The organism is Rhodoglobus sp. G.S.23, from assembly GCF_056675935.1.
On sequence record NZ_CM155237.1, the window covers coordinates 11,974 to 29,094 of the forward strand.

Sequence of the window (17,121 nt, forward strand, 5' to 3'; positions counted from 1 at the left end):
TGAGTAACCCGGATCATAGGCACAGGTTGGCTATGTAAGAATTGACCTTATGTCTCAACACACCGCAGTTGCCACTATCAAGACAAATCTCGGAGAAATCCGTCTCAACCTTTTCGGCAACCACGCGCCGAAGACCGTTGCAAACTTCGTTGGTCTCGCCAAGGGCGACATCGAATGGACGCATCCTGCCACCGGTCAGAAGACCACAGCGCCTCTCTACGATGGCGTGATCTTCCACCGCATCATCAAGCAGTTCATGCTCCAGGGCGGCGACCCACTGGGAAAGGGCATCGGCGGCCCCGGCTACAACTTCGACGACGAGATCCACCCCGAGCTCAACTTCTCAGCCCCCTACATTCTTGCTATGGCAAACGCCGGCACGCGTGGGGGAAAGGGAACCAACGGTTCGCAGTTCTTCATCACTACCGTTGCTACCCCGTGGTTGCAGGGCAAGCACACCATCTTCGGCGCCGTAGCCGATGACGATTCACGCAAGGTCGTCGACGCGATTGAAGCAGTCGACACCGACGGTGGCGATAAGCCACTCACCGACGTTGTCATCGAGAGCGTCACGATCGACGAGGTCTAAACTTCGTGACCTCATCGCCGGATGCTAGCGGCAACTATTGCTATCGGCATCCAGATCGGCAGAGCTATACGCTGTGCCAGCGATGCGGGCGCACCGTATGCCCCAGCTGCCAAACACAGGCGGCTGTGGGCGTACATTGCCCCGAATGCATCGCAGAGGCCCGTGCCAACGGACCAAAACGCAAGCCCGTTCTCGTCAGAGCAGCTCGCGCATCTACGGGCAAGCCGGTAGTTACCTACACGCTGATAGCACTCACCGTAGCGATCTTCCTGCTTCAGCTCATCCCTGGCAGCGGCGTGACTCAAGCTCTGGTCTACTACCCACCGCTAACCGCCTCAGAACCGTGGCGAATGATCACGTCGGCATTCCTTCACTCGCCGAGCTCGATCTTCCATGTTGGATTCAACATGTTCACGCTATTCATCTTCGGTAGGGCGTTAGAGATCCCGCTTGGGCGCGCGCGATTCCTCGCTCTCTACCTGATCAGCGCCCTGGGAGGATCAGTGGCAGTGCTACTGATCGCACCGGCGTCAGTCGTGCTCGGAGCATCCGGAGCAATTTTCGGAATCGTTGCTGCGTTCTTCGTCATTCAGCGTCGAATGGGTGTGAACAACCGCGTATTGCTGATCGTGCTCGCGATCAACCTCGTCGCCGGCTTCATCCCCGGACTTAATATTTCGTGGGAAGCCCACGTCGGTGGTCTCGTGACTGGAGCGATTCTCGCCCTTGTCTTCTTGCGCCAGCGCAACAAGACATCATCGATTCCCGAGATCGCTCTCGTAGCACTCGTCGGCGCCGGATTAGTGGCCCTGACCCTCGTGCGGATCTTCGTTCTATAAGTGACTAAAAGTTATCCACAGGTTTATTAACACTGGGTATAACTACACGCGTGTAATTTCTAGCGCCACCGAGTGGTCATCAGGAATCCAACGAAAAGGATGCCGAAGCCAACCAGGATGTTCCAACTGCCGAGCGACGCAATCGGCAATTGCTGGTTGCTGACGTAGAACACAATGATCCACGCGAGGCCGATCAGCATAAAGCCAAACATGACGGGCTTGAACCAGACCGCGTTGGGGGCGTCCTCAGCGGGACGTGATGGAGAGTTTTCTGCAGAGTTACGGGCCATGAGGGAAATTCTAGCGCGAACGCCCTGGGTGCCGAACAACCGCGAGGAAAGCAGGCGGTCACAACACGTAGAATTGTGGGTATGGTTCTCGAAGACGGACGGCGAGTGCGCCGCGGCGCGAAGCCATCTCGGTCTGTCTCCGTGATCGGAATCCTTGGCGAACTCTTCATTACCGCCGGCGTGATCGTGCTACTTTTTCTCGTCTGGCAAACCTGGGTAAACAACATCGTTGTGAGTAACGCCCAACGTGACGATGCCCTCGAGCTCAGTCAAGAGTGGAACAAGGGTGAAGCGGTCAAGCTCGCTCCCGACGAAAGAGCCGACCCCGGTGTACCCGTCGTTGCGGAGGCACCAGCACAGGCTGTGGCCTTCGGAACTCTCATCGTTCCCCGATTCGGTGCCGACTACGCGCGACCCATCGCCGAGAGCGTCAACCTGAGGCAAGTGCTCAACACTCAAGGTGTCGGGCACTATGTAGGAACCCAGATGCCTGGCGAGATCGGCAATTTCGCGGTCGCCGCCCATCGCACTGGTTTCGGCGACCCCTTCTTTGACATCAACAAGCTTCAGCTCGGTGACAGCGTCTACGTTGAGACCGAAGCCGGCTGGTATCGCTATGTTTTCCGCTCGCTTGAGTACGTTCCGGCATCCGGCGTTGGCGTTCTCAACCCTGTTCCGCAGTTCGATGGCGCTATTGCCAGCGATCGCCTTATGACAATGACCAGCTGCAATCCCATTCACACCGCTGATGAACGCATCATCGCCTACGCCGTTTATGACACGTGGTATCCACGCTCGGAAGGCGCACCAAGCGAGATCGCAGCAATCGCCCAAAACCGTGAAGGAGCTGGCTAATGTATGCTTCCCTCTGGCGTGTTCTCCCGGGACCCGCCCTCGTCCGCGTTCTCATTCTGCTTGTGCTGATCGCCGTGATTGTAGCCGTGCTCTTTGCCTGGGTATTCCCGTGGGCACTACCGTTCGTGACTTCACTGGATGCGACGGTGCAACAGTGACCCGCATTCTTGTCATCGACAACTACGACAGTTTTGTTTACACGCTCAACGGTTATCTCCTTGAGCTGGGCGCCACTACCGAAGTGTTGCGCAACGATGCTTTTAGCGCGGATGACGCGGCGGCAGCGATAGCTGACTACGACGCCGTGCTGCTTTCGCCGGGTCCCGGCACTCCGGCTGATGCCGGGGTGAGCATCCCGATCGTTCACGCTGCTCTGGCTTCAGGTCAGCCGCTCTTTGGAGTGTGCTTGGGCCACCAGGCAATCGCTGAAGCACTGGGGGCGACCGTTACTCATGCTGATGAGTTGATGCACGGCAAGACTTCGCTGATCGAGCATGACGACAGCCTGATCTTCCGGGATATGCCGCAACCATTCACGGCCACCCGCTATCACTCGTTGGCGATTGTTGATGGCACGCTGCCTGATGAACTCCAGATCACCGCGCGCACTCCCGGCGGAGTGATCATGGGCGTGCAGCACGAATCGCAGCCGGTCTATGGTGTGCAGTTCCACCCTGAGTCAGTTCTCACCGAGGGTGGTTACCTGATGCTCGGAAACTGGCTATCGAGGGTTGGCATGGCCGATGCTCCCGCACTGGCGAAGACGTTGACGCCTCTCGTTCACAACTAGCAAACCTCTGGCAACGAGCGTGCCAGCGTGAATCGCTGAGCTAGCCAGCGCAGTACTGGAGCGTGATCTCTGATTTCTGCGGCTGGTCGCCGATGATCGACTGGTAGCTGACCGTGTTACCTGAACAGCTGAAGTCTGCGGTGAGCTTAACGCTCAACTGGAGGGCCGTGAGCGTCGTGTTCGCTTCGCCGATATCTTTCCCTGTGACCGAAGGAATCTGCACCAAACCGTTTGAGACAACAAGGTTCACAGTCTCACCCTCGCGGATGATCGATCCATCGGAAGTGCGTTCGGCATCCCCGCGCGGATCGGAACTAATGACGGTGCCCTTCTTGAGGTTGGGCGAGTAAGTCTGAGAGCTCGTGCCGTAGACGAGACCTGCAGCCTCAAGCAGCTTGATTGCTGCAGCCTCCTGCATGTTGCTGACGTCAGGAACAGTCACGGTAGTGCGACCCTGTGAAACAACAACTTCAACTTGCAGCCCGATGGGTACCGTTTGCCCAGGACCCGGATCGGTACGGATGATGACACCCTCGTCGATGGTTTCACTGGTCTGATTGACGCGCTTAGGCTCAAGCTCAAGCTCGGTGAGCAGGGCTTCGCCCTCCTCGTAGGTCATGCCGGCAACGTCAGGCATATCCACTGCGGTCGTGCCGCCGAGTTGCGCCGGGTCTAAGCTAAACGCCCACACAACAACCGCGATGATGACAACAGTCATGAGCGCGATACCGCCCCAGATCCACGCCACGGGGGGGCGGTTCTGAGTGCGCGGTGCGCGATCGTTCTGATCAACAGCGAGCTGGCGGAAAGTAGCATCGCTGCCAGCAGTGGCGTTCGGGTTTACCCCAAACAGCGTGGCATTGAAGTCTGTGGAAGCCAGCTGCTTGCGCTCAGGAACAGCACCGGCAGCCGCGGTCTCAACATCGGTGCGGAACTCGGCAGCGCTCTGATAGCGATCGAAACGATCCTTCGAGAGCGAACGAAGCACAACTGCGTCGAGGGCCGGAGAAACTGCGGCGGTTGAGGTGCTGGGCGGCGTCGCCTCGGAGTTGACGTGCTGGTACGCGACCGCGACCGGATTCTCTCCGGTAAATGGTGGCTGCCCGGTGAGAAGTTCGAACAGAACGACGCCGGTGGAGTAAAGGTCGGAGCGGGCATCCACACTCTCGCCACGTGCTTGCTCGGGAGAGAAATACTGAGCTGTGCCAACGATGGCACTGGACTCGGCAATCGTGGCGGCCGAGTCAGAGACGGCACGCGCGATGCCGAAGTCCATGACCTTCACCTGGCCGCCCGTGGTGACCATAATGTTGCCTGGCTTGATGTCGCGATGGACGACCCCAGCGCGGTGGGAGTATTCCAGAGCGGTAAGCACTTGCGCCACAATTCGCGTTGCTTCAGCGGGAGCAAGCGGACCCTCGGCAACGATGTCTTTCAACAATCGACCGTCGACGTATTCCATGATGATGAACGGAATGAGCGTCTCGTGTCCGGTCGAGTCGATGACCGACTCTTCGCCGGCATCAAAAATGCGCACGATCGTGGGGTGAGCCATTTTTGCTGCATCGTGAGCTTCGCGACGAAAGCGAGTGCGGAAGGCAGGATCGTTAGCTAGTGAAGGCTTGAGTAGCTTGATCGCTACTCGGCGCCCGAGGCGTGAATCCATACCGAGGTGAACATCGGCCATTCCACCATGGCCGAGAAGCTCGCCAATTTGGTATCGCCCAGCGAGCTGGCGTACGCCCTGTGCAACGCCTTCGCTCACTAGTTCACTCCTTTTTCACTCTGCAGAAAGTACCGCTCTAGTCTATGTGCTGCCTGTCGTGACGGCGGCTCACGGAATGGTTACGGTGACCGGCTCGGATGACGGCGACTCAAGATCTGTGCACAAAGCGGTGTACGAGATAGTGGCCGTGTCTCCCGAATTGGGGGGAAGGGTGATCGTGAATTGGGTCTCGTTCGGGCCGCGGCTCGCGTTGCCATCGTTGATGGTGGCGCCCTGCACGAGGAAACTGAACCCTGAACGCGGATGCCCGGCTGGGCATCCTTGATAGTCAGCCCATTTGACGGTCACTTCTGCTGACCCTGCGTAGGGACCGAGAGGGTCGAGGGTGTTCGCCGACGGTTGGGTCGGCGTCGGCGTGACCGCGACCTTGTCGTAGAAGTACACCGTGATGGTTTCGCCCTTGTTGACGTTTCCGGTTGGTGCGGCACGGTAGGAGAAGCCGACCTTCTCAGCAGACGGCGCCGCGCTTCCTGTCTCGGCAGCGAGCACGAGGCCCTTATCGGCGAGAATCGACTCGACGGCATCCTGTTTGCGGTCAAGAAGTTCGGCTTCGGTGAGCTCGACCTTCTCTGCCGTCGGTGTCGCCGACGGTGTCGGCGAACTCGAGGTTGGTGTTCCGGAAGTCTCGATCGGGGCTTGTTCCTCAGGGTTTGCCAGCAGGGCAATGATTGCGCCGATCAGCACAACGGCTAGTAAAGAGATGAGCGCGACGATGGGCCAGGTCCACGGGTTGCGTTTCTTGGGCTCGTCAACGACCGCGGTGGTGGTGACTCCGGTAGCTCCCGCCGTATTGAGTACGCGGGTTGCTTGCGTGGCGTTGCCGTAGTTCAGTCCAACGGTGGCCGCGTGAGAGTTGTCTCCCAGGATTCCGGGCACTGCTGCTGCCGCTGCTGCAATATCTCCGCGGCGCAATGACTGTGCTGCACGGGAAAGATGCGATGCAGATGCCGGACGATCGCCGGGCGATTTAGCCAAGCAGGCGTACACAAGGTTGCGCACGGGTTCGGAAACCGACATCGGCAACTCAGGCGGAGTCTCATTGATCTGAGCCATCGCGATGGCGACTTGGGATTCACCCGTAAAGGGGCGACGTCCTGCGAGGGCTTCGTAGGCGACGATGCCGAGGGAGTAAATGTCGGTGGTTGGCGAAGCGGGGTGGCCACTTGCCTGCTCGGGAGACAGATATTGCACTGTTCCCATGACTTGACCCGTTGCCGTAAGTGGCACTTGGTCAGCAATTCTGGCGATACCGAAGTCGGTGATCTTCACACGGCCTTCTGGCGTGATGAGAAGGTTTCCCGGCTTAATGTCGCGGTGAACGAGGCCAGCAGCGTGGGCGGCCTGAAGTGCGGCTGCCGTCTGGGCGACCATATCGAGCACGCGGTCAGGGTCGAGTACGCGCTCACGTTCGATGATGGCACTGAGCGCTTCACCGGGAACGAGTTCCATCACGAGGTAGGCGCTGCCTTCTTCCTCGCCATAGTCGAAGACGTTGGCGATGCCCTCATGGTTGACGAGGGCAGCGTGGCGCGCCTCAGCGCGGAAGCGTTCCAAGAACCCGGGGTCACCCAGGTATTCGTCTTTAAGAATCTTGATGGCTACGGTTCGGCCAATCACGAGGTCTGTTGCTTGCCACACCTCGCCCATGCCACCGATCGCTACGCGACTGGAAAGCTGGTATCTGCCCCCGAAAGTGAGCCCACTGGTCGGTCTCATCTGTTTAGCACCGCCTCTAGTACTTGACGCCCAATTGGTGCGGAAATACCGCTTGAGGTGCCGGACTGTCCCAGTCCACCACCATCCTGAACTACTACCGCCACTACAACCTCTGGATCATTTGCCGGCGCGAACCCTGTGAACCATAGCGTGTATGGCTCACCGACTCCGTTTTCTGCTGTACCGGTCTTACCTGCGACGTCGACCCCGTCTATTCTGGCACTGCTCGCGGCACCGCTGTTGACTCCATCAACCATCATTTGGGTGAGGGCCGCAGCGGTTTGCGGGCTGATTGCTTGACCAAAAAGGGTCGGCTCGAAGGACTGAATAGTTGTGAGATCAGATGCCATGATGCTCTCAACAAGATTGGGTTGCATCAGCGTTCCACTGTTGGCTATGGCCATCGAAACCATTGCCATCTGCAGCGGGGATGCACGAACACTTGACTGTCCGAATGCCGAAAGCATTGTCTGCGGACGGTCGAGGGCTCGCGGGTAAACACTTTCGGTCGAATCCAGAGGAACAGAAACGCTTTCGTTGAACCCGAACTTGTTTGCTTGGTCGCGAATGGCAGTGGCGCCGAGGGCATCACCCAGCTGAGCGAAGGGAATATTGCAGGAGAGTCGGATCGCGGTAGCGATCGTTGCTGTCGCGCCAGCGCCGCAAGTTCCGCTGTTTGCGTTGCTGATCTTGAATGTGCTCTCGGGCAGTTGCAGTTCTGCCGGATTCGGGAAGTCGCTATCGCCCGTATAGTCGCCACTCTCTAGGGCGGCCGCTGCGACAACAAGTTTGAAGGTGGAGCCGGGTGGATCCAACGGACCGGCGAGGGTGCGATTGAAGAAGGGGGCGTCCGGGTCGTTGAGGAGTCTCTCATAGGCGTCAATCACCGCTGAGGTGTTGTGGACGGCAAGCTCGTTAGGGTCGAAGGTCGGCTTCGACACCATCGCCAAGATCTCCCCCGTTTTGGGTTTGATCGCGATAACAGCGCCCTTGTAGTCGCCGAGAGCATCCCAAGCGGCCTGCTGAACAACAGGGTCGATGGTGAGTTCGACGGCAGCACCCGTCGGATTCTGACCCGTCAGAATTGCATTCACCTGATCAAAGAACTGATCGTTGGATGACCCACTCAAGTAGTCATTGAGCGAACTCTCAAGTCCGGTGTTTCCCTGATTGAGCGTGAGGTAGCCGGTGATGGGAGCGTAGAGCTCGCCCTTCGGATAGACCCGCAGGAACTTGAACTCGTCGTCGACAGGTTGGGACAGTGCGATCGGCTCACCATCAACGAGAATCGGACCACGTTCGGCCGAGTAGCTCGCATACAGAGTGCGCACATTGCGACCATCCGCCTGCAGGCTGTCGGCAGTGACAACCTGAATCACGGAACTTGAAATAAACAAGCTCACGAACATGAGCAACACAACAGTGCTCACACGCTTGAGTTCGCGGTTCACTGCCCCACCACCAATCGGTTTTCGATGGATGGCTCAATAACCAGTTGTGGTTGGTGGCGCACCGTGTCAGAAAGTCGCAGCAAGAGAGCGGCAATGATCCAGTTGGCAACCAGAGATGAACCACCAGCAGCGAGGAAGGGTGTCGTAAGTCCTGTCAAAGGAATCACGCGCGTGACCCCGCCAATGACAACAAAGACTTGCAGCGCGATCACGAAAGCGAGACCGACCCCGAGGAGGCGGCCGAAATCGTCTTGACCGGCAAAGCCGATCCGGAATCCACGAGACACAAACAGAAGGTACAGCGCCAAGATTGCGAAGATGCCGATAAGGCCCAACTCTTCGCCGAGCGCCGAGATGATGTAGTCACTCTCGGCGAGGGGAGTGATCTGGGGGCTGCCGCGTCCAAGTCCGGTGCCAATGAGCCCGCCGTCTGCGAGGCCAAACAAGCCCTGCACTAGCTGGTAACTGCCACCGGTCGCATCGTAGACATCCGGGTTGAAAGGATCGAGCCACGCATCGATGCGACCCGAGATGTAGGTGAGGAAGCGGCTGGCAACGAATGCGCCGCCCAAGAACATGGCCATTCCGAGCAGAATCCAGCTAGAACGGCCGGTCGCGACATAGATCATTACCAAGAAGAGGCCGAAATACAGCAGGGCAGTACCCATGTCGCGCTGGAAGATCAAGACGAGCATCGACGCCACAAAGACGACGATGATGGGCCCAAGGTCGCGGGCACGCGGGAACGTCATACCCAACACTTTGCGACCGACCATCGAAAGTGAGTCACGCGCGGAAACCAGATAACCGGCGAAGAAGATCGCCAAAGCAATTTTGGCGAGCTCACCCGGTTGGAAGGAGAACGCACCAATCTGAACCCAGAGGCGGGCACCGAAACGAGTGTCGCCAATGACAGGAGCGAGCGGCAAGAGCAGCAGAGCGATACCGCTGAACATGGCAATGTATCGGTAACGCTGCAGCACCCGGTGGTTCTTGATGATGAGCAGAACCGCCATCGCAATGATGATCGCGATGCCCGTCCAGACAATCTGGCGAACGCCGCCGCTGCTCCAGCCCGTGAGCTCATCCGCCAAATCGAGGCGGTAGATCATGGCGATACCGAGCCCATTGAGCACAGTGATGATCGGCAGAATCAGAGGATCGGCATCCCGTGCAGTGACCCGCAAAGTGATGTGCATCGCGAACACCAGCACGCCGAGCAGACCCGAGAGCCCAAGCACGGTGAAACCGAGATGGCCGATTGCCCCCAACTGAACAAGAGCGATCGACCCAAGATTGATTGCCACCGCAATAATTACGAGCAGCAGTTCAAGATTGCGCAGCCGAGCGGGCACCCGCAGCCTGAGGCGGATGTTTTCGGTGATCGCTCGCGGGCCGGCCGATGCCGAGGCGCGAACGTCTTGGCTAGGGGATGCGGGCATCAGACAACAATCTCACTATGCGGCGGGCATCTTCAAGGTCGTGGGCGTTGATCGTGTTTTCAACGCTGGCGCGGCGGTACAGGGGAAGGTCGACCACTCGAATGTCAGTGATTTGGTAGACGTGCGACATCGAAATGGGGCCGATGTCTTGCTGCACGCCCTGATAGATCGCAACCTGGCCATCGTCAGCACCCACGTAAAACTGCAATTGGGTGTACTGGTAACCACCAACGAGCCCCCCGGTGATCACCGCAATAGTGATCGTGATGAACGCGATCCAGGAGATACGACGACGGCGAACTCGACGACGGTCTTCACGGATGATCGCCTGGTAGTACTCGTCAGATTCAGGCTCGAAGTGGCTATCGTCAGGCTGCGTTGCTTTGAGGGGGTGCAGAAGCAAATTGGGGAGGCGAACTGGCTTCTTAGAGCTTGAGGGCTCGAACGACAGCGGAGACGCAGCCGAGCCGACCGTAATCGGCGGGGTGTGGGCAGATGAATCGTCATCACCAATATCGACGAGCACCACGGTGACGTTGTCTGGAGCACCCTGGTCGAGGCTTGCCTGTACGAGGCGTTCGGTTGCGGCATCCGCATCGGTGACTCGGCGCAGCGTTGCGGCGATCTTGTCTTCTGTGACAAAACTGCTCAGGCCATCGGAGCACAGCAACCACCGGTCGCCAGGCTTCGTCTCAAGAACATCAGTATCGATTTCGGGAGACGCATCAACATCACCCAATACCCGCATCAACACTGAGCGACGCGGATGCACGGCCGCCTCTTCTTGAGTGATGCGCCCGCTCTCGACCAAACGTTGAACGAAGGTGTGATCGTGGGTGATTTGAGTCATCGTGCCGTCACGCAGCAAGTAAATGCGGGAGTCACCAATGTGGGCCATGGCCATTTTGTTGCCAACGCGAACCATGCCGCTGACGGTGGTGCCCATTCCGGTGAGCTCGTTGTGCTCAATTACGGTCTCGGACAGGATGTTGTTGGCAGCAAGCAGAGTCTCGTGCAGAATTTCTGCTGCTTCTTCTGCGGTCTCGAAAACGCGGTCGGCTTCAACGAGGTGTTTGATGGTGATTGCTGATGCTACATCGCCACCAGCGTGGCCGCCCATGCCGTCCGCGACAATAAAGAGGTGGCTGCCGGCGTAGGCCGAGTCCTGGTTATTTGCGCGGACCCTACCCACATGGGATGCGGCAGCACTGTTGCCCGAATTGGCCATCCAGTTACCGTCGCAGTTCGAAGCTTGTTGTACCGATCTTGATCGGCGTATTCAACGGGATCGGCGTCGGAACGCTCACGCGCTGGCCGGCCAAGAAGGTGCCGTTTGTGGAATCGAGGTCTTGAACAACCCAGCTGTCAGCCCAGCGCAACAATCGAGCGTGGTGAGTTGACGTGTAATCGTCACGGATGACCAAACCAGATTCGCTCGAACGACCGATCGTGAGCTGTTCATCTGGCAAAGAAATCTCGAGTCCCTCTTTTGAGCCAGACACGATGACGAGTCGTGTGGCATCAAGGGAGTTTCCGGAAGCGGGAGCAGGCGCTACTGGGCGCGTGGGTTGTGCTGCAACGGGCGAAGCGGCTGGAGTGGTTGGTGCTGCGGGTGCGGACGGCGTGGCGGTGTTCTGCACGGGCATCCGTCGGACTTTTTCTCCAAAGAGATCGGAGCGCAGCGCGTAGACGATCGCAAAGATGAAGCCCCACATGATGGCGAGGAAGGCGACGCGCAGCAGCAGGAGGGTGAGTTCACTCATAGGGTGAACCCCCGGTCGTTGCGGCGGTCAGCGGGCTGGTCGACATCTGCGGATTGGGCAAGCACACGGAACACGATACGGGTTCGACCGATATCAATCACGGATTCTGGCGCGAGTGGTGCGCGAGAGACGGGAGATCCGTTCAATTTGGAGCCGTTTGTGGAGTTGAGGTCGTTGACTTCGGCCTTGGAACCGTCCCACAAGATTTCGACATGTTTGCGAGAGATGCCGTTGTCGTCGACGGTGATGTCAGCTTCACTGCCTCGACCAATGATGGTGCGGGAGTGAACGAGGGGATGCCGGGTGCCGTTGATTTCGAGTACGGGAGTCCACGCGACGGTGCCTTTGACGCTGACCGAATCGACTTCGATCATTCCTTGGCTGAGGGCCTCGTCGGGAACGAGGGTGATGCCGATTCCGCCAGAGAAGGAGTAGTGCTGGGCTGTGGCGTGGCGTTGCACTAGTTCGGTGAGCTCTGAGATGAGTGTTGACCCGAGGCCGGACATCCGTTGGTAGTCCGTTTGGCTGAGGCGCACCGTGAAGTTGTTGGGCACGAGGATACGGTCGCGCGAGACTACAGCAGCCTGCGTGTCGAGTTCACGGCGCAATGCGCTTGTTATTTCGACGGGTTGCAGACCACTTTTGAAGGTCTTAGCGAATGCGCCGTTAACGGCACGCTCGAGACCTCGCTCAAAGTTGTCCAGAAGACCCAAAGCTCTCCTCGTGATAGCTCGTTGTAGTACGTCGATGTTAGCTGTTAAGGGAGGCTAACCCGTTACCGACGCCGAGCAATTAGGGCAGGAGGCCCATCGGATCAACGCGAGTGCCGTTGACGTAGGTCTCAAAGTGGAGGTGGGCGACGGTGACATAACCGGTGCTTCCGCTCAAACCAATGGGGGTTCCTGCGGCAACTGTTTGGCCGGGGGAAACCATTTGCGAGCCAGCGATCATGTGAGCGTAGAGGGTGGAAACGCCGCTGCCGTGATCGATTTTGATGTACTGGCCCCAGCCTCCGCCGTAGGTGACTTGGGTGACTACGCCGGGTGATGCGGCAACAAGTGTCATGCCGCTGCCGGTCATGATGTCGATTCCGCCGTGGAATTCTCCGGCACCGCGGTAGCCGAAGCCGTCATTGACGGGGGCGTTTGCAGGCCAGACGGCGAGGAAGCCGGCGAAAGCGCCGCCGTAGGAGCCTGCGAAGGAACCAGAGGGGCCCGAGGGGGTGTAAACGGGAGCGACGGGCTCAACAACGAGTTTCTTTACCTTGATGGCGTCGCGGGTTGCTGGGCTGATCTCGGCATCTGCCGATGATGCGAAGGACTGGCTAGGGATTGAGGTGGTGGCCTCACCTGATGCAACGGCTGAAGCCTGTTGAAGAACTGCGGATGCCGAAGCTGCGGAAGCAGTGGAAACAATGTCGCGAGAAGCCGGTTCCATGTGTGCTGCGGCTGGAACAGTCACGCTCACGACGACAGCCATGATTGCGCTGAGTGTCAGCAATCGTTTCACGCGGTAACCCCCAGGGGTGTGGTCTGTGCACTGCCAATTTCGGCAGTTTTGGATCATGTCTGGTTGAACCCGGCGTTTCGGACACACGGGCAGCTATCGACCCTATATGACGAAACTGTGAATCGTTAGTGAATTGGTGTGTTCGTCCGAGTCGTTGAGGGGGCAGGCCCTGTGATAATCTCACTCAGTTGAGTGTTAACTCAATCCACGCGTGAGTGGCGGAATTGGTAGACGCGCACGGTTCAGGTCCGTGTGTTCGAAAGGACGTGGGGGTTCAAGTCCCCCCTCGCGCACAGTGCAATCGCACACAAGAAGTACAAGAAAAGGCCCACCGGTTGGTGGGCCTTTTCTTGTTGGTCGGTGCCGATCACTAGCGAACTTGGCGCGCAGTGAACTGCATCTGCGGGTTCGCGTAGAACTCTTGCGATTCCACGAGTTGCAGTTCGCGTTCGCCAGACTCGAGCGTCTTGGTGAGAAGGTCGAAGACGCTGGATGCCGTGCGAGCCAGTGCATCCGCCGCATCGCCGGTGCGCACAAAGTGGGCGGTGAAGAGGGCGGCGGTGACATCTCCGGAACCGTTGGCCTTCATCGGCAGTCGTGGGGTTTGCACGATCCAGGCTCCGGCATCCGTCACGACCATCATCTCGATGGTGTCGGTCTCTGCGTCGGGCCGTTCCACGCTGGTGACCAAAATCGTGCTCGGGCCTAGGGCGCGGGCGAGATCTGCAGACGCGAGAGTCGACTCGATGGTGTCTGGCTCAGTGTCGGTGAGGAAGCCAAGCTCGAACTGGTTGGGCGTGATGATGTCGGCCACAGGAACCACGCGCTCACGCAACAGGATCGGGATTGCCGGGGCAACGAAGCATCCGGATTTCGCGTTGCCCATCACGGGGTCGCACGCGTAAATCGCGTTCGGGTTGGCTGCCTTGACTCGCGCAACGGTGTCGATGATGACATCGCCGATGCCCTCGCCGCCCTGGTAGCCGGAAAGGATGACGTCGATCTGGGGGAAGACGCCGCGATCCTCGATGCCCGCGATGACCTCAGACACATCGCTCGGGGCGATCATCGGTCCGCGCCAGGCGCCGTAGCCGGTGTGGTTAGAGAAGTTGACTGTGTAGACGGGCAACACCTCAACGCCGATACGCTGCAGCGGAAATACTGCGGCAGAATTGCCCACGTGGCCGTATGCAACTGCTGACTGGATGGAGAGAATCTTCATCCCCCGATCCTGCCACCTTCTTGTAGGTCGCTTTGGTAAGTGTGCTGCCGCTTAGGTCGTCAGCGGCGCCCGAGCTCCACTAGCTTGCGCTCGCGCATTGCGAGGAACAGGGGGAAGGTGAACGCAAAGGCAGTGATGCCTGAGAGCACGATGTAGAGCCAAGCCCGCTTCATCCCGAGTCTGCGGGCTTCGATGATGATGAGGATGCTGCCCGCGACGGCCACAACAAGAAGGTCGACGCCGAGCGAGTTCACGGCGGGGCCGCTACCGAACCAATCGCCGAGGTAATCGCGCATTTGCACGATCGCTAAGGCATTGAAGATCCAGGTGCCGACTAAGCCGACGATGGAGAGCACGGCGAAGGTGATCGCCTTCGCGTTCCAGTGGCGGAGAAGCGTCGGGCGCTCGCGGGCTGTTGACGGCGACGTCACGCCAAGATCAGGCGAAGGCGCGGCGTGTTCGGAGGCAGAGGATGACGCAGAGTCTTCAGTCATGCGACCAGTGTGGCCCCGAGCATCCGCGCTGCACTCGCGGCGTGCCGATCAGGCCGCACTCGGCAGATGCGCAGCACACACCACCAGAATGAGGAGATGGAGCAGACACCAGAGCGCACTGACCCCGCGACATCCACGAATGCGATCGAAGAGCCGTCCCGCGCGAGCCGCATCGGCCGCAGGGTCGGCCGCATCGCGCTCGGTGCATCTCTCGTCTTCGCCGGCATCAGTCACCTCACCTTTGCGCGTCAAGACTTTCAGGCGCAAGTGCCGGACTGGCAGCCGTTCGACCAAGACTTCGTGGTCGTCGCATCCGGTGTCGTCGAGATCGCCCTCGGTAGCGCGCTCATCTTCGCCAAGAAGTACCGGCCGCACGTGGGCTGGGTTGCGGCTGCATTCTTCATCGCGATTTATCCCGGCAACATCTCCCAGCTGGTGAACCAGGTCGACTCGCTCGGCCTTGACACTGATCTCAAACGGTGGATCCGGATGCCGTTCCAGCCCGTGCTTGTTCTCTGGGCCCTCTGGTCGACAGGAGCGTGGCGCGCGTGGCGTGCCCGCCGCCGCCGCGGGGATGCGTTCGGGCGCCCGTGAATAAAACCATAGTGCCGGAAAATATGGTCATAAAAAGCTATAGTGACTGAATATTACGGCACTAATTGGGAGATGATATGGCGTCACAGAGCGCGACTCTTGTGCGGGAGATGGAACGTCTCGGCCGCAATATTAGGTCGTGGCGCAAAATTTCGGGTCTCACGGCGCACATCACAGCGGAACGTGCTGGTGTATCCCGCGACACGCTCCGCGCGATCGAAACGGGCCGCTCTACATCATCCGAGAATTTGCTCGCAGTCATGCGGGCTGTCGGCATCCTTGCTGCAGTTGTTGATGCCTCTGACCCGATTGCCAGCGACTTCGGCTCCCGCAACCTTGCGCGCGCAAGCGTAGAACGCGTGCGGATTCCCCGCTCATCCAAGCGAACCGAGGAGGAGTAATGACTGACCAGCTCACCGCAGCTGAGGTTCACGTTGTTCTCCCCGACGGCGACGAAGTTCTCGCGGGCACTGTCGCCAGCGAATCAGCAATGGGCTCTGCTGCTACCTCGCTCGTTTTTCGGTACGTCGACGGCTACCTTACCGATCCGCGTGGGTACGAGCTCTCCCCAGACATGCCGCGCACGGGGGGACCTATTCGAACGTGGTCTGGCCGTGAAACTCTCTGTGCACTTGGTGACTCCATGCCAGACGATTGGGGCAAACGAATCATCCGTGCGGGAACGTCGGCCCGCACGACCTTCGACTTTCTCACGCACGTCAACGACGCTACCCGGCAGGGGGCACTCCGATTGCGTGATGGGCACGGCACATATTGGGGAGTTCGCAATCATCCTGTTGCCGAAGTCCACGACCTCGACAGGATTGTTGCTGCCGCCCGTGCCTTTGAAGAAGGCAAAGAAACGGACGCCGAACTTCAGATCCTTGTCGAAGCCGGCACCAGCGCCGGGGGCGCGCGCCCCAAAGCAACTGTCAGGAATGGCGGCGAATTGTGGATGGCGAAGTTCGCTCGCGAAACCGAGTTTTACGATCCGATGGCGTGGGAAGCTACGGCACTTGCTCTTGCCAAAGCTGCCGGTATCGACACCCCAGAGTTCGATCTTGTGCGGCTCTCGGAGTCGCAGTCGATACTGCTCAGTCGCCGGTTTGATCGCGACAACGGTCAACGAATTGGCTACATCAGTGCACATTCGTTGACAACTAAAGGTGACAATCAGACGCTGTCCTACAGTGACATTTCTGACACGCTTGCCCAATACAGTCCCGCGCCACGGGACGACCAAGCGGAGCTATTCCGTCGGATTGCGCTCAGTCTGCTCATCGGCAACGTTGACGATCATTTTCGCAACCACGGGTTTCTCCGCGACTACGCGGGCTGGAAGTTGTCGCCAGTATTCGACCTCGAACCGAACCGCCGCCCCGAGCAGGTCGAAGCAACGCCCCTCGTTGAGGGCGGCGAACGGTATGGCCGAGATATCCGCGAATTGCGTGACGCCCACGACGCATTTCGGCTCAGTCGCGACGAGGCATCAGCGATTGTGCGAGATGTTGCGGAACGCACGAGCGACTGGATTCAGATAGCCCGGGGCTACGGAATCTCACTCGACGCTGCAGAGGCCTCACGACGTGCGATAGACGGGCCCAACCGTGACCGGGCTTTAGAAATGACCGCGAACCCGCCTGCCCCAACAAAGTCTTCGAAAGCTAAGGTTTCTACACCGAAACGACGGGGAGAGCTTGGCATCCCCGGCAATTCAGGGCAGTGGACTCGAACGAAAATTGACACCGACGCCAATGATCTCGACGCGTGATAGCTTCACT

General features: G+C 59.0%; 19 protein-coding genes and 1 tRNA gene. 9 read left to right on the forward strand and 11 right to left on the reverse strand.

Going from position 1 to position 17,121, the window contains the following annotated elements:
- Positions 1-49: 49 nt before the first annotated feature.
- Together AC1ENN_RS00060 and AC1ENN_RS00065 are read left to right on the forward strand one after the other, a co-directional pair.
- Positions 50-589, forward strand: coding sequence for a peptidylprolyl isomerase (locus AC1ENN_RS00060; RefSeq protein ID WP_449647876.1), 540 nt, complete (start codon positions 50-52; stop codon positions 587-589).
- Positions 590-714: 125 nt separating this feature from the next.
- Positions 715-1,428, forward strand: a complete 714-nt coding sequence (locus tag AC1ENN_RS00065) for a rhomboid family intramembrane serine protease (protein WP_449647877.1) — start codon at positions 715-717, stop codon at positions 1,426-1,428.
- 59 nt (positions 1,429-1,487) lie between these two features.
- Here the strand turns inward: AC1ENN_RS00065 and AC1ENN_RS00070 are convergent, their stop codons facing one another.
- Positions 1,488-1,718, reverse strand: coding sequence for a cell division protein CrgA (locus AC1ENN_RS00070; protein WP_449625563.1), 231 nt, complete (start codon positions 1,716-1,718; stop codon positions 1,488-1,490).
- An 81-nt stretch (positions 1,719-1,799) separates the two neighbouring features.
- Here AC1ENN_RS00070 and AC1ENN_RS00075 point away from each other — a divergent pair, with 81 nt between their 5' ends.
- From AC1ENN_RS00075 to AC1ENN_RS00085, 3 genes are read left to right on the forward strand one after another with little or no spacing between them, the layout of a single operon-like run.
- Positions 1,800-2,573, forward strand: coding sequence for a class E sortase (locus tag AC1ENN_RS00075; RefSeq protein WP_480406323.1), 774 nt, complete (start codon positions 1,800-1,802; stop codon positions 2,571-2,573).
- The gene (locus tag AC1ENN_RS00080) at positions 2,573-2,731 is read left to right on the forward strand and encodes a hypothetical protein (RefSeq protein ID WP_449647879.1); all 159 of its coding nucleotides are present in this window, start codon (positions 2,573-2,575) and stop codon (positions 2,729-2,731) included. The genes AC1ENN_RS00075 and AC1ENN_RS00080 overlap by 1 nt, the downstream gene beginning before the upstream one ends.
- Positions 2,728-3,363 carry an anthranilate synthase component II gene (locus tag AC1ENN_RS00085; protein ID WP_480406324.1) on the forward strand — a complete coding sequence of 212 codons (636 nt, stop codon included), beginning with the start codon at positions 2,728-2,730 and terminating at the stop codon, positions 3,361-3,363. The genes AC1ENN_RS00080 and AC1ENN_RS00085 overlap by 4 nt, the downstream gene beginning before the upstream one ends.
- A 40-nt stretch (positions 3,364-3,403) precedes the next feature.
- On the opposite strand, the gene pknB is transcribed toward AC1ENN_RS00085, so the two are convergent.
- The 8 genes from pknB to AC1ENN_RS00125 all read right to left on the reverse strand — a co-directional run bounded on the left by pknB (position 3,404) and on the right by AC1ENN_RS00125 (position 13,030).
- Complete coding sequence (gene pknB, locus AC1ENN_RS00090; protein WP_449647881.1) at positions 3,404-5,128, reverse strand: Stk1 family PASTA domain-containing Ser/Thr kinase; 1,725 nt, start codon at positions 5,126-5,128, stop codon at positions 3,404-3,406.
- 69 nt (positions 5,129-5,197) lie between these two features.
- Positions 5,198-6,865 (reverse strand): protein kinase domain-containing protein, encoded by a 1,668-nt coding sequence (locus tag AC1ENN_RS00095; protein ID WP_480406325.1) that lies wholly within the window; start codon positions 6,863-6,865, stop codon positions 5,198-5,200.
- Positions 6,862-8,316 (reverse strand): peptidoglycan D,D-transpeptidase FtsI family protein, encoded by a 1,455-nt coding sequence (locus AC1ENN_RS00100; RefSeq protein WP_480406326.1) that lies wholly within the window; start codon positions 8,314-8,316, stop codon positions 6,862-6,864. The genes AC1ENN_RS00095 and AC1ENN_RS00100 overlap by 4 nt, the downstream gene beginning before the upstream one ends.
- The gene (locus tag AC1ENN_RS00105) at positions 8,313-9,758 is read right to left on the reverse strand and encodes an FtsW/RodA/SpoVE family cell cycle protein (RefSeq protein WP_449647884.1); all 1,446 of its coding nucleotides are present in this window, start codon (positions 9,756-9,758) and stop codon (positions 8,313-8,315) included. Before AC1ENN_RS00105 ends, AC1ENN_RS00100 begins: the two co-directional genes overlap by 4 nt.
- Complete coding sequence (locus tag AC1ENN_RS00110) at positions 9,742-10,986, reverse strand: Stp1/IreP family PP2C-type Ser/Thr phosphatase (RefSeq protein WP_480406327.1); 1,245 nt, start codon at positions 10,984-10,986, stop codon at positions 9,742-9,744. Before AC1ENN_RS00110 ends, AC1ENN_RS00105 begins: the two co-directional genes overlap by 17 nt.
- Before the next feature lie 4 nt (positions 10,987-10,990).
- Positions 10,991-11,521, reverse strand: coding sequence for an FHA domain-containing protein FhaB/FipA (locus tag AC1ENN_RS00115; RefSeq protein WP_449647886.1), 531 nt, complete (start codon positions 11,519-11,521; stop codon positions 10,991-10,993).
- Entirely contained in the window at positions 11,518-12,234 is a 717-nt protein-coding gene (locus tag AC1ENN_RS00120; protein WP_449647887.1) for an FhaA domain-containing protein, read from the reverse strand. The genes AC1ENN_RS00115 and AC1ENN_RS00120 overlap by 4 nt, the downstream gene beginning before the upstream one ends.
- Positions 12,235-12,313: 79 nt before the next feature.
- Entirely contained in the window at positions 12,314-13,030 is a 717-nt protein-coding gene (locus tag AC1ENN_RS00125; RefSeq protein ID WP_480406328.1) for a M23 family metallopeptidase, read from the reverse strand.
- Positions 13,031-13,239: 209 nt separating this feature from the next.
- On the opposite strand from AC1ENN_RS00125, the gene AC1ENN_RS00130 reads away from it, so the two are divergent.
- Positions 13,240-13,323, forward strand: a tRNA-Leu gene (locus AC1ENN_RS00130).
- A gap of 77 nt (positions 13,324-13,400) precedes the next feature.
- On the opposite strand, the gene pdxY is transcribed toward AC1ENN_RS00130, so the two are convergent.
- Positions 13,401-14,252 (reverse strand): pyridoxal kinase PdxY, encoded by an 852-nt coding sequence (pdxY, locus tag AC1ENN_RS00135; protein WP_480406329.1) that lies wholly within the window; start codon positions 14,250-14,252, stop codon positions 13,401-13,403.
- Between the two features lie 59 nt (positions 14,253-14,311).
- Positions 14,312-14,746 carry a DUF2834 domain-containing protein gene (locus tag AC1ENN_RS00140; RefSeq protein WP_480391513.1) on the reverse strand — a complete coding sequence of 145 codons (435 nt, stop codon included), beginning with the start codon at positions 14,744-14,746 and terminating at the stop codon, positions 14,312-14,314.
- 96 nt (positions 14,747-14,842) lie between these two features.
- Between AC1ENN_RS00140 and AC1ENN_RS00145 the strand changes: the two genes are divergently transcribed.
- The 3 genes from AC1ENN_RS00145 (at position 14,843) to AC1ENN_RS00155 (ending at position 17,111) form a co-directional block, all read left to right on the forward strand.
- Positions 14,843-15,340 carry a DoxX family protein gene (locus AC1ENN_RS00145; RefSeq protein ID WP_480406330.1) on the forward strand — a complete coding sequence of 166 codons (498 nt, stop codon included), beginning with the start codon at positions 14,843-14,845 and terminating at the stop codon, positions 15,338-15,340.
- Between the two features lie 77 nt (positions 15,341-15,417).
- A complete protein-coding gene (locus AC1ENN_RS00150; protein WP_449647893.1) occupies positions 15,418-15,741 on the forward strand; it encodes a helix-turn-helix domain-containing protein in 324 nt (107 codons plus the stop codon).
- Positions 15,741-17,111, forward strand: coding sequence for a type II toxin-antitoxin system HipA family toxin (locus tag AC1ENN_RS00155; RefSeq protein WP_480406331.1), 1,371 nt, complete (start codon positions 15,741-15,743; stop codon positions 17,109-17,111). The genes AC1ENN_RS00150 and AC1ENN_RS00155 overlap by 1 nt, the downstream gene beginning before the upstream one ends.
- The last annotated feature ends 10 nt before the right edge of the window (positions 17,112-17,121 follow it).

What these genes read in the sequence shown, in the direction of transcription:
- AC1ENN_RS00060 (WP_449647876.1), top strand. Translation starts at nt 50, where the DNA reads ATGTCTCAACACACCGCAGTTGCCACTATCAAGACAAATCTCGGAGAA.
- AC1ENN_RS00070 (WP_449625563.1), bottom strand. Translation starts at nt 1,718, where the DNA reads ATGGCCCGTAACTCTGCAGAAAACTCTCCATCACGTCCCGCTGAGGAC.
- AC1ENN_RS00075 (WP_480406323.1), top strand. Translation starts at nt 1,800, where the DNA reads ATGGTTCTCGAAGACGGACGGCGAGTGCGCCGCGGCGCGAAGCCATCT.
- AC1ENN_RS00080 (WP_449647879.1), top strand. Translation starts at nt 2,573, where the DNA reads ATGTATGCTTCCCTCTGGCGTGTTCTCCCGGGACCCGCCCTCGTCCGC.
- AC1ENN_RS00095 (WP_480406325.1), bottom strand. Translation starts at nt 6,865, where the DNA reads ATGAGACCGACCAGTGGGCTCACTTTCGGGGGCAGATACCAGCTTTCC.
- AC1ENN_RS00105 (WP_449647884.1), bottom strand. Translation starts at nt 9,758, where the DNA reads ATGCCCGCATCCCCTAGCCAAGACGTTCGCGCCTCGGCATCGGCCGGC.
- AC1ENN_RS00110 (WP_480406327.1), bottom strand. Translation starts at nt 10,986, where the DNA reads ATGGCCAATTCGGGCAACAGTGCTGCCGCATCCCATGTGGGTAGGGTC.
- AC1ENN_RS00115 (WP_449647886.1), bottom strand. Translation starts at nt 11,521, where the DNA reads ATGAGTGAACTCACCCTCCTGCTGCTGCGCGTCGCCTTCCTCGCCATC.
- pdxY (WP_480406329.1), bottom strand. Translation starts at nt 14,252, where the DNA reads ATGAAGATTCTCTCCATCCAGTCAGCAGTTGCATACGGCCACGTGGGC.
- AC1ENN_RS00140 (WP_480391513.1), bottom strand. Translation starts at nt 14,746, where the DNA reads ATGACTGAAGACTCTGCGTCATCCTCTGCCTCCGAACACGCCGCGCCT.
- AC1ENN_RS00145 (WP_480406330.1), top strand. Translation starts at nt 14,843, where the DNA reads ATGGAGCAGACACCAGAGCGCACTGACCCCGCGACATCCACGAATGCG.
- AC1ENN_RS00150 (WP_449647893.1), top strand. Translation starts at nt 15,418, where the DNA reads ATGGCGTCACAGAGCGCGACTCTTGTGCGGGAGATGGAACGTCTCGGC.
- AC1ENN_RS00155 (WP_480406331.1), top strand. Translation starts at nt 15,741, where the DNA reads ATGACTGACCAGCTCACCGCAGCTGAGGTTCACGTTGTTCTCCCCGAC.